The 11,549-nt window shown below is 31.0% G+C and carries 9 protein-coding genes; 4 read left to right on the top strand and 5 right to left on the bottom strand.

Annotation, left to right across the window (positions count from 1 at the left end; genetic code table 11):
- The 3 genes from ACR0QS_RS06625 to ACR0QS_RS06615 form a co-directional block, all read right to left on the bottom strand.
- Nucleotides 1-431 (bottom strand): CvpA family protein (locus ACR0QS_RS06625; protein ID WP_432632651.1); only part of this gene is annotated, 431 nt, incomplete at its 3' end.
- On the bottom strand, nt 431-2,317 hold the full coding sequence (locus tag ACR0QS_RS06620; protein WP_432632650.1) for a methyl-accepting chemotaxis protein: 1,887 nt from the start codon (nt 2,315-2,317) through the stop codon (nt 431-433). The genes ACR0QS_RS06625 and ACR0QS_RS06620, both read right to left, overlap by 1 nt.
- 90 nt (nt 2,318-2,407) lie before the next feature.
- Complete coding sequence (locus ACR0QS_RS06615) at nt 2,408-4,342, bottom strand: methyl-accepting chemotaxis protein (RefSeq protein WP_432632649.1); 1,935 nt, start codon at nt 4,340-4,342, stop codon at nt 2,408-2,410.
- Nucleotides 4,343-4,849: 507 nt separating this feature from the next.
- Here ACR0QS_RS06615 and ACR0QS_RS06610 point away from each other — a divergent pair.
- Both ACR0QS_RS06610 and fsa read left to right on the top strand, forming a co-directional pair.
- Entirely contained in the window at nt 4,850-5,950 is a 1,101-nt protein-coding gene (locus tag ACR0QS_RS06610; protein ID WP_432632653.1) for a SpoIID/LytB domain-containing protein, read from the top strand.
- A 266-nt stretch (nt 5,951-6,216) separates the two neighbouring features.
- The gene (gene fsa / locus ACR0QS_RS06605) at nt 6,217-6,870 is read left to right on the top strand and encodes a fructose-6-phosphate aldolase (protein ID WP_432632648.1); all 654 of its coding nucleotides are present in this window, start codon (nt 6,217-6,219) and stop codon (nt 6,868-6,870) included.
- A gap of 84 nt (nt 6,871-6,954) precedes the next feature.
- On the opposite strand, the gene plsY is transcribed toward fsa, so the two are convergent.
- Both plsY and der read right to left on the bottom strand, forming a co-directional pair.
- Entirely contained in the window at nt 6,955-7,590 is a 636-nt protein-coding gene (plsY, locus tag ACR0QS_RS06600; RefSeq protein ID WP_432632652.1) for a glycerol-3-phosphate 1-O-acyltransferase PlsY, read from the bottom strand.
- Between the two features lie 42 nt (nt 7,591-7,632).
- A complete protein-coding gene (gene der, locus ACR0QS_RS06595) occupies nt 7,633-8,997 on the bottom strand; it encodes a ribosome biogenesis GTPase Der (protein ID WP_432632647.1) in 1,365 nt (454 codons plus the stop codon).
- Between the two features lie 915 nt (nt 8,998-9,912).
- Between der and ACR0QS_RS06590 the strand changes: the two genes are divergently transcribed.
- Together ACR0QS_RS06590 and ACR0QS_RS06585 are read left to right on the top strand one after the other, a co-directional pair.
- A complete protein-coding gene (locus tag ACR0QS_RS06590) occupies nt 9,913-10,149 on the top strand; it encodes a hypothetical protein (protein WP_432632646.1) in 237 nt (78 codons plus the stop codon).
- A 31-nt stretch (nt 10,150-10,180) separates the two neighbouring features.
- Entirely contained in the window at nt 10,181-11,317 is a 1,137-nt protein-coding gene (locus ACR0QS_RS06585; protein WP_432632645.1) for a cell surface protein, read from the top strand.
- Nucleotides 11,318-11,549 lie beyond the last annotated feature (232 nt).

Genomic DNA, 11,549 nt, shown 5'->3' with positions numbered 1-11,549 from the left:
TAAATCAAATTTATAATCGTAGAATTTTGAATAAGATTTGAATATTCTGGTTTTAAAATTTCTTTCGGTAAAATTATTATAAAAGAAGAAATAAAAGCGATTATTATGCAGGCGGTTAAAGTTAAAACTATCGCTCCAAGCAGTCTATCAACCCAGCCCAAAAATATGATTTTCAATAATTTTTTTATGCTGTCTTCCACTTTCGATAAAATTATCCGAATTATTGAATAACTCGCTATAAAAGAAATTATTTTTAATATAACGGAATGATTAAAAATTTTTGACAAATTATTATATATCAATGGAGCTATTATAAAAGTTATGATTATCGCAATTATCGGAACGGTTATTGAAATTATGCCTTTATAAAAACCGTATAAGAAAATAAAACCTAAAATTATTATTATAACAAAATCCGCCGAATTAAACATTATTTTATTTTACTGCTTTTTAGTAGAGTTATTATAGGAGCGAAAGTAATGCTGCTTTTCTTTTTATGCGTGCTTATTATATTCGACAAAGCCTCGATGTTCGTATGCGACAAAGAAGAATAATTTCCGACTTTTTTTATCGTATCGTTTAATCGCTCTCTGTTTTTTATCACATTATTAAAATTATTAAATATTTTTATTATATCCTGATTTTGAAAATCTATTTTCGAGTTCAAAGAATTTTGAATATCGAGCATCGCGTTTATATTTTCTTTTATATAAATCGCTATATTATTCTGCTCTTCCACTATATTAAATATTTCGTTATTATATTTTTCCAAAGTTTCAAACGATTCTAAATTGGAATTTTCAACGCTCAAATTATCTTCTATGATTTTCAAATAATCGTCAATTTCTTTAGTTATTTCATTAACCGAATTCTCTATCAATTTGCAATGTTCTTCCACATAAAAAGCGCCGTTTTCAACCATAACCAAACCAGAAAATATATTTATAAGGATTTTTTCAAGCGATTCCGTTCCTATCGAAATTTCGGTAGCCAAAACTCCTATTTCTTTCGCCACAACCGAAAAACTTCTTCCGTAAACTCCCGCTTTTGTCGATTGAATGCCCGCGTTTATAGAAAGCAAATTCGTTTTATTCGTCATATTTTTTATATATTCTATAGTTTCGTAAATCTCTCCCGTTATCGCGCTTATGTCTTTAAATTGAGAAGAATATTCGAGCATATTTTCTATAAATTTTTTGGAAGATTTTTGCAAATCGTTTTTAATATTTTTCAAATCTTCACTTAATTCTTTTATTTCGTTATTTGAAAAATCCGATTCTTTTATTCTTTTGATTATTCCGTTTAGAACTTTGCAGTTGTCTTGAAGTCTGTTTTTATATGTTTCAAAAACGCTGAATACGGCGCTCGTGAACCTTATTCCGTCTTTTATTAGCTGATTCTTATTTTCTTTGGTTTTTATAAGATTCTCTTTTGAAGTTAAAATATTTTCCACTTTTGCGTTCATTATATCCAAAGCGTCTTTATTTTCTCTGTCTATTTCAAATACGAACATTGAAGAATCCATAAAATCTTTGTCGATTGCGTTTAATTTGTCGGATATTCCATGAATTGTCGTAAGTATATTCAAATTATTTTTTAATCTGCTTACCAAAACATTGTCTTTATTTATTACGGTTAAAGCGTTCACTGTAAAACTTGAAAAAGTCGCAATGAATCGAATCATATAAGATAAAGTTATCGCAAGTCCCGTTCTGTCAAAATTGATTCCAACATCGGTTTTGAAAAGCGATATATCGGTAAATATTAAATATAATCCGATTACGCTAAAAATATTAAACACGACATTAATCGCCACATTATGCCCAGAGATAATATCGAGTATTACGGGAATTAAAGTCGCGGCGAAAACGAATAATATTATATACATTTTGAGAAGATAAAATAAACCGCTTGGAGCGATTCTATAATATATGCTTCCCGCTCTGTCAAATATCTGATTCGTATTCAATCCAAAAAAAGCGTCAAAATTTATCACGCTTATTACAAGAAGGACGATAATCAAAATTCCAGTTAGAATCAAAATAAAATCATTAACTCTATTAACGACTTTTATATCGCTCAAAAAATTTCTGTTATTAAGCGGCATTATCAAAACGCTGAATAAAATTAGTATATTATTGAAAATATATAAATTAGCCGTTATATTTGGAAACAAATTATACAATTCAAAAAATATTATCACAATCGATATGATATTATATAAAGAAAGTAATTCCAAAGTTACGGCGATTATAAAATATACGGAGCTTTTCGTTCGCCTCGACAATAATATAAAAACGACCGCAAATATTGTCATTACCGACAAGTTTATTAGGGGAACTAATAATTCCGCGATATTAATGTTATATCCTAATATAAAAGTAGTTAATAAATCCATAATAACCCTTTATGTCGTTTTAGAATGTTCTCTAATTATATTATCCAAATTATCGGAATATTCCATAAGCTGCTCTTTCTCATTATTTAATTTTCCGCTAACCGATTCCAAATCTTCCGAAGTGGCAAGAAGTTTATTCATGTCCCGCATAAGATTTTTTATTTCCGTATTCTGTTCTGCGGCTTTTTCGGAAATATCCATTATATAATTGTTAAATTCTTCTATTCTGAGTCTTATATTCATAAAATCGTTTTCTTCGCTCTTTATTATTTGATTTATATCGGATACGGACTCGAACATTTTATTCGTATTTTTTACAATATTCGTATTGGAATCGTTTTGTCTTTCCATAGTCCTATTGAATTGAGTGAGTTTATCGTAATAAGTGGATATTTCCTGCGTTAGTTCGGTGGCGTTATTATTTATATTTACGGTTGCAGAATTGAATCTTTTGAAAATATCTTCAATTTGGTAAAGTAGTTTTTGCATTCTTTCCGACACTACTGAAGATTCCGTTGCAAGCTCCAAAACCGAATTTGAAACTGTGGCAAAACTATCCGTCCAGTCTCCCGATTTTGAAGCCTGAATTCCCGAGTTTATTGCAAGAGTTTTCGCTCTGTCCGATATATTTCTCATAAACGCTATGATTTTATTTATTTGCGTATTCAAATGACTCAATTCCGAAGATTTATTAAGTTCGTTCCCTATATTAAATCTTTCTCTATCGATTCCTTTTTGAAAAGAATAGAATTTATCGAGCATACTGGCGCTTTCGGCTTGCAAATCGTATATTTGTTCGATTGACTGCTCCAAACTTAATCTTAAATTTTCAAGCATCGTCTGTTGAGCCGTTGAAGTTTCTTTTAATTTCGGATAGGTTTCTATAAGTTCATTAATCTTTTCAATATTGGAATTGGCATCGTTTACCTGAAAGTTTTCTATTGTGATAAATTCGTTTATGGAATCAATCGTTTTCGCTATATCCGTTTTCAAACCGCTAACCGAAGAATATGCGCTTGAAACATCTTCCGTTAATTCTTTTACCGCTTTTTGAAAATCGTCTTTGAATTCGAGCATTTTTTTTGAAGTGTTTGACGCCGTATTTATTATAACCGTATCCTGCGCTTTAATTTCTTCAAAATTATAGCTCTGTTTATTTCTTCTGCGGAAAATTGACGAAATAAACTGATTTATCGAAGAGTGAATTATTACGATATTATAAATTATATAAGCCAGAGTGATTCTTGAAAAAGGAATATCTTTCAATATTAAAAAATCTCCTCTTCCCTGATAAACTGAAATTCCGTTAAAATCGTCAAAGAAAAATATCGCTATTATAGAAGTTAAAATTAAATATCGAACATTTTTCGCGTAATTTTTATTGACTATTATATCGTAAATAAACGCGCTTATTACCAAAAGCATATAAGATGTTACGACAAAATCTCTGAATATGTATAAACCGCCTATTTTTCCTCTGATTTTTATGCTTTTTGCCATCGTTTCGTTTAAAGTGTCTATCGCTTCCGTCCTTGAAATGAAAGCGTCCGAATAAATTATTCCCACGAATATGATTATCGCCACTAAAAATATCGCCAAATTATAAAGGAATTCCAAAGTCCAGTGATAATTTTTATTCAATTCCAAATTATTTTTTGCGTATATTAACCATGGGAAAATCGTTAAAGACAAAGCGAACTGCTCGGCTCTATATAAATAAAACGCAATTTGATTATCATGATTTGAAAGAGATATTATTATATTTGCAAATTCCAAAGCAGAAAAAATAAAAGCCAAAATTCCTATCAATAAAGTTATTAACTGACTTTCTTCATATAATTTAAAATAAATATAGCCGTAAAGTATTATTCCGACCAAACCCATGAAAGTTCCTATAGTCGGAATTCCAATCTCAATAAATATATGAAAGAAACTTCTATCCATATTAATCCGCCGCTTAAATTCGCATAAAAAATTCTTATAAATTATTATAAAGATAAAATATCGTTTATATTATCGGAATTTATAATTAAAGCGTTTATAAAAATATTTATACGAAATATATAATCATTTTGGAAATTATATAAAATTAAGTTTAATGACTAATGTTCATAAGTATTCATCAACGGCATAATTTAAAAAATTTAAACCTAAAAAATTTTAGAAATAACTTTTTGATAAATTTACAGAATGTAAAATGGTAAATAATAATTTTAAGGATTAAGACATTTCAAACTATCGACCGTAAAAATCAACTTTTTCCTTATCAAAACATCGTCAAAATAAATTTCGCCGCTAAATTCACACCAAAATAATTACTATATTATTTTAAAGTAAGTTTTTAATATTTCCGATATTGATATTAAAATTTATATTTTAAATCAACTTTTAGGAGTATTAAAAATTATGAAAATAATAAAATCTCTATTTATAATTTCTTCTTTATTTATAATGAGCGGAACGGTTTTTGCGACTACGATAAAAGTTCATTTAACCGAAGTAAAAGCGCCTTATACAATCGATATTAAAGGACCTTATAAAGCTTACAATTATAAATATCAAAGCGAAATCGTATCGGCATTGACAAACGAAAGAGTTATGGTTGTCGAACATAGACTTGGGCTTAAAGTAAACGATGTCGGGATATATAAAGAAGGAATAGTTTTTGAAACGGAAGACGGATTCACTCTAAACGGAATAGAATATTACGGTTCTTTGAAATTTATTCCTTATAACGGCGATATGATAGTTATAAACGAACTCAATATTGAAGATTATGTTAAAGGAGTTTTGCCTCATGAAATGTCTCCCGATTGGCCCATCGAAGCTTTGAAATCTCAAGCGGTTGCGGCAAGAACTTATGCGATGTTTCATATACTAAAAAATAATAATAAACTTCCTTACGATGTGGATAATACGACAAAATACCAAGTTTATAACGGAAAGGAAAAAATTAACTGGACGGTTGAACAGGCGGTTGATAGAACGAAATACGAAATAGCGATTTATAACGATAAAGTGATAGCGACATATTTCAGCGCTTTATGCGGCGGACATACCGACAGCGCAAAAAATGTTTTCGGAACTGCAGTGCCTTATTTGGAAGGAGTTCAATGTCCTTATTGCAACGCTCAAATCAGAACTTGGACTAACGCTTTAAGTTATAACGAACTTAATAACGATTTTGCAAATTATTCGGTTAATGCGGATGAAAAATCTTATATAGGAATAACTATGGACCCAAAATCTGGAAAAGCTATGAATATAAAAATCGACAATAATGATATATCTTCGCGAGATTTCAGAAGCGTTCTTTCTCCAAAATTAGTGCCTTCTCTTAATTTTACGATAAATAAAATCGACAACGGCATAATAATAACGGGAAAGGGAAGCGGACATGGAGTAGGTATGTGTCAATGGGGAGCTTACGGAATGGCTCAAGTTCAAAAAGATTATAAAGAAATATTGAAATTCTATTATAACGGAATTGATATAGTCGATTATAACGCGATAAATAAAACTCTCGAACCAGATATATGGATAGAAAATTGATAATCATAAATTAAAAAATTTAAATTAGAAAATAATTTAATTAAAGTAAAAGCGTTTCGTTATTATGCGGAGCGCTTTTTTAATATAAGATATTAATTTAAGTTGATTTTTATAAGCCAATATTTTTATATAAATAAAATTTGTTATTTCAAACGAATTGAAGCAATATAAATTAAGCAATACACAGAATAACGATTGATTAAATTATTATAAGTTATATAATTCATAAAAACAAATAAAATTAAAAAATCATTAGGAGAGATTTTATGAGATTTTTTATTGACACTGCGAATGTGGAAGATATAAAAAAAGCAAACGATATGGGAGTAATATGCGGAGTTACAACAAATCCGTCTTTGATAGCAAAAGAAGGAAAAAATTTTAACGATGTTATTAAAGAAATTACTTCCATAGTTGACGGTCCCATTTCGGGCGAGGTTAAGGCAACTACCGTGAAAGCGGAAGATATGATTATCGAAGCGAGAGAGATTGCCAAAATTCATAAAAACATGGTTGTAAAAATTCCTATGACTGTAGAAGGATTGAAGTCGGTTAAAGTTTTATCGAAAGAAGGAATAAAAACGAATGTCACTTTAATATTTTCCGCCAATCAGGCTTTGCTTGCCGCAAGAGCGGGCGCTACTTATGTTTCGCCGTTTTTGGGAAGACTTGACGATATTTCAACGGACGGACTCGAACTTATAAGAACGATAGCCGATATTTTCGCAACGCATGATATTGACACGGAGATAATTTCCGCAAGCGTTAGACATCCTATACATGTCACCGAATGCGCTTTGGCGGGAGCGGATATTGCAACTGTTCCTTATAATGTTATTGAGCAGATGACTAAACATCCTTTAACCGAGCAGGGAATAGAAAAATTTAAAAAAGATTATGAGGCGGTATTCGGAAAATAAATTTAAATTATATTATTAAAATTATTAAAGAAAAATAAAATAGGCGATTAAAAAGTTTTTCATTGATTATAAATTAACTATAAATTATTTTTTTGAAAAACTATTTTCTTCGCCTTTTAATAATCTTTTATAATTTGGTATATGTTTAACGATTATAAATAAAGCCAAAAGTATCGTTATCGGAAGCAGGAATTTATAATCTATATTAAAAAATATTCTGTATAAAAAATTAATCTTAAAATATAAAATGCTTAAAACAATCGGAAACATTATCGCTCCAACCGTGCTTCCAATTGCGACAGTTTTTTTTGAAGCGAATAAACCTATAAAGAAAAATATCATTGTAATAATCAAACTTACGGGAGCGAGCATAAACATAGTTCCCGCGCTTGTCGCAACTCCCTTTCCGCCTTTGAAACCTAAAAATATTGAAAATACATGTCCGATTATAGCCGCCACTCCGCATACGATTAAAATATTATTCTGCCCGTTCAATATAAACGAAGGAATCAAAACGGCAATTATTCCCTTTCCAATGTCGCAGAAATATGCAAGTATTCCCGCTTTTTTCCCGCATAATCTTAAAACATTGCTTGCGCCCGGGTTATTACTTCCTTCCTTTCTTACATCATGCCCGTTCGCTTTTCCAATGATAAACGAAAACGGAATCGCTCCGATTAAATAAGATATTAGGACGCTTATAATTATTTTTATCGTTATATTCATTTTTACCTCTCTTTTATATTTTATTTATTTTAAAATTTAACTTTCTTTTTTGCTTCTCTTTTTGAAATTAAGAATTATCGGAGTTCCTCTAAAATCGAAAATCTCTCTAAATTTATTTTCCAAATATCTTTTATAATGAGAATTTAATTTTTGAGGATGATTGCAAAATATTGCAAAAGCTGGAGGATTTATTCCCGTTTGAGTCGCGTAAAAAATCTTAAAAGGATTTCCTCCCGCCGTTATCGTATATTCTCTTGTCGCTCTAACAAAAGTTTCGGTAAGCGAATGAGTTTCAAATTTCTGTCTTCTCGTTTTAGCCACTCTAATCGCCAAAGATAAAAGTTTTTCGGCATCTTTTTTTCTCGTTGCCGACACTCTCGCGTAAAAAACATAATTCAAAACGGGAAAAGTTTCTTTCATATAATTTTGATAATAGTTCCAAGTTATTCCTTTTTCTCTTATATCCCATTTATTTGAGGCAATTACGATTCCTTTTTTTCTTTCAATTATCAAATTTGCTATAGTTTTATCCTGTTCGGTTAAACCTTCGAATACATCGAGCATCAATATACAAACATCCGAAGCCTCGATTGATTTTATCGCTCTGTTTACGCTGTAATATTCGATGTCGTTATTTACATTTTTCTTTTTTCTTATTCCCGCCGTGTCTATCAAACAAATATTGTCCCCGTTAAAATTAAAAGTTTCGTCTATCGGGTCTCTTGTAGTTCCCGCGATATTTGAAACTATGCTTCTTTCTTTTCCGATTAAAGTATTTAGAAGAGTGGATTTTCCAGCGTTCGGTTTTCCTACTATGGCTATATTTATTTTATTTTCTTCTGAAGTAATTTCTTCTAAATTTTCATTTTCCGAATTTTTAATTATTTTTTCATTTTCTTTCTTATCAAGGCTTTTATATATATTTAAAATTTTTTCTTTCAAATCGTCTATTCCGTTATTATGTTCGGCGCTTATTCCAACCATTTCTTTTATACCGAGTGAGTAGAATTCGTTTATTAATTGATTATGCGAATCAGCGTCAATTTTATTAATGACAAGTATTATAGGTTTATTTGTTTTTCTTATTGCGTTTATAAAATGTCTGTCGTCTGGATGGCTTTGATGAGCGTCAACCAAAAATAAAAGTATGTCGGAATCTTCCGTTGCCGTTTTCAAAGCTTTCTCTCTCACTTTTTCATTTAAAATATCTTCGCTTATATCGAGCAGTCCGCCCGTGTCGAATATATTGAATTCTATTCCGTCAATATAAATTTTTTCTACGCTTATATCTCTTGTCACTCCCGCCGTAGAATCGACTATAGATTTTCTTCTTCCGACTAATCTATTGAAAAGAGTGGACTTTCCCACATTTGGTCTTCCGAGTATAGCGATATTTTTCATAATTTATTTAACTTTATTTTTAATGTTAAGATAAAAACATGATAACATGATTTTTAATATTTTTCTATATTGAGGTTTGTTATAGCTGTTTTATTTGTGACAATGAATTTTAAAATTTTTTTATTTAACCCTTTGACAAAAATTTTTAAATATTATAAAATATTGTTTAATTAATCAATGTTAAAAAAATAAATTAATTGTTGACATTATTTTAAAAGATTGTATAATGATTGCAATTAATTAATATTTTGACGCGAAAGCGGGCTGTAAGCCAAATAAAGACTTGATTAATTTTTTAAATATTGTATAATTTAATCAATATTTAAATGTTTAATAAAAATAACTTGGTGAGAAAACTTATATGAAAATTACATTGATTTACAATACTGTATGTGCATTTGCAACGCAACGCAACGCAACGCAACGCAACGCAACGCAACGCATACCACCATTATCTTCTAAAGAATAATTTTAAATTTTATATATCGAAATTTTTTAAGGCAGTTAATTTTTTAAGTGCCGTTTTTGGTTTTGCAAAAATAAGTTCTTTTATAAAAGAAAAACAAAATCTCTGTTCTTTTTTCTACCGAGAAAAAAGAACCACGCCAAAGGCGGACAGTCGTCAAAAATCGACTTCTTTTTGTCAAAAAGAAGACAAGGCTAAAGCCCGCTTTCAGCGAAAAACAACTCCGTTTAGAATTCGCAATTCGTTAGTAAAAACATTTTCGCAGTATTTGGAAAGTCCATCATTCGCCGAAGGCGTCCTATGGGAACGAGGCGATAGCCGAAGTAATCTATTTAGTGTGGATTGCCACGACTTCTTACGAAGTCTCGCAATGACAATAAAAAATAATTTTGCAATTTTTAATTATGCATTTTCTTTCGATGCATTTAATTTTGAAATAATAAGTCGTAATGAAAATTATGCCTTTGACTATAATAAATATTTTTGCCGTAATGGAAATAATCGGATTGGCGGGAGATTGCCACGACTTCTTACGAAGTCTCGCAATGACGAATTTGTCGGTTGCAATTACGGGTTTATCGCTCGCAAAAATGATTTATTTTCTCGCAATGATTATGGCGGAAAGTTTATTTTCGGTTTTTGGAATAATTTTAATAGCGGCTTTTTATTTAATAGAAAAATTTTAAAAACAAAAATCTAAAAATAGGAGAAGAAAAGATGAAAAAGATTTTTCTAACAGTAATAGCTTTGCTCACGGTAGCAAGCATGCAAGCGTTCGGTTCTTACGGAGTTAGCGATTGGATAACTTTCTTAACCGATGGAAACAGATTTGAAGCTAAATTAGACCAATTAGGCTTCACGCTCGGAAATGACACAATCAAAGGAACTTTCGGATTCCACAATGACGGAAGAGGAAGTTTTGGCGATATGTTAATTCGCGACACGGGAGATTATTATAACTTCCGCCCTACAATCTCAATGGGAATTGGTTATACTTCTTCCTTAATAGGAATCGGCGTAGGTTATAACGCTACAATCGGAAACAGATGGGACAGATATAATAACAAAACCGAGCCTAAAAAAGTGGAAGCCGTAGTTCATACTCCAGTTTTGGTTTTGAACGCTTTGGATAACGCTTTCAGAATGGCAATTCCGATTCAAGTGCTTCACCTTACGGATAAATTAGATACATTTAGCGGAAGCTTAACCGCCGTAAGTTTGAATGCTCAATTCAGATATTATAGCGGACTCGATGTTTTACCTCAAGTTAGATTGTATCTCAAATACGGTAATTACAGTTATAATTTAAAAGCTGGCGATACTACCGATAAAGGAAAAGTTGCGGAATCATTCGGATTCGATTTGAGATTCTACTTTGGCTCAATGGTGGAAGAAGTTTCTCTTCAACCTATTGTTAAATTGGCTTATAACGGCGCTTTAGGTAAATATCATAGTCAAAGAAATGTAACCGCGCTTGGCGTTCTTGATGATGCGGCTACATCTATGGCAACTTATAGTTCTACTTATGGTGGAACTGCAACTTGGGGACAAAACGCTTGGGATTTACAATTAATGACAGGTTTAGGTTTGACTGCTAATAGCGATATAGTTTCACTTTATTTAGAACCTGAATTGGGATTGCAAATAGTTCAAGTGGGACATATTTCCGAAAAAGTTAAAGAAGTTTACGGTTTGGGCTGGAATGTTTACGCTGAAATCTATATTACGCCAATCAAAAACCTCGAATGGTATTTTGAAGCGGAAATAGGCGATGCGCTTAAAACTACGCAGTCTGCAAATAGTTTAGTATTTAATGGAACTACGGGAGTTACTTGGTATCTTCCTGCTCTTTAAGTTGACTTAACCGAAGACTTAAGTCTTCGGTTATAAGGATTGTAATTACGAGGTTTTGGAAAAACCGAAGTAATCTATTCTATTTGGATTGCTTCGCTTACGCTCGCAATGACGAGTAAATAAAGGCTCGGCGATTACGATAGGTTAAAAAGTAAAATATATTAGTGTCTTCATCTATTGCGAGTGGAGACGCTAATATTTTAATTAAAAATTGTTCTTTGATAAAGAAAGT

Origin of the sequence: Brachyspira sp., from assembly GCF_050873525.1 — a bacterium.
Taxonomy (GTDB): Bacteria; Spirochaetota; Brachyspiria; order Brachyspirales; family Brachyspiraceae; genus Brachyspira.
Note: the sequence above shows the minus strand (reverse complement) of the source record. Positions and strands in the feature narration are given on the sequence as shown.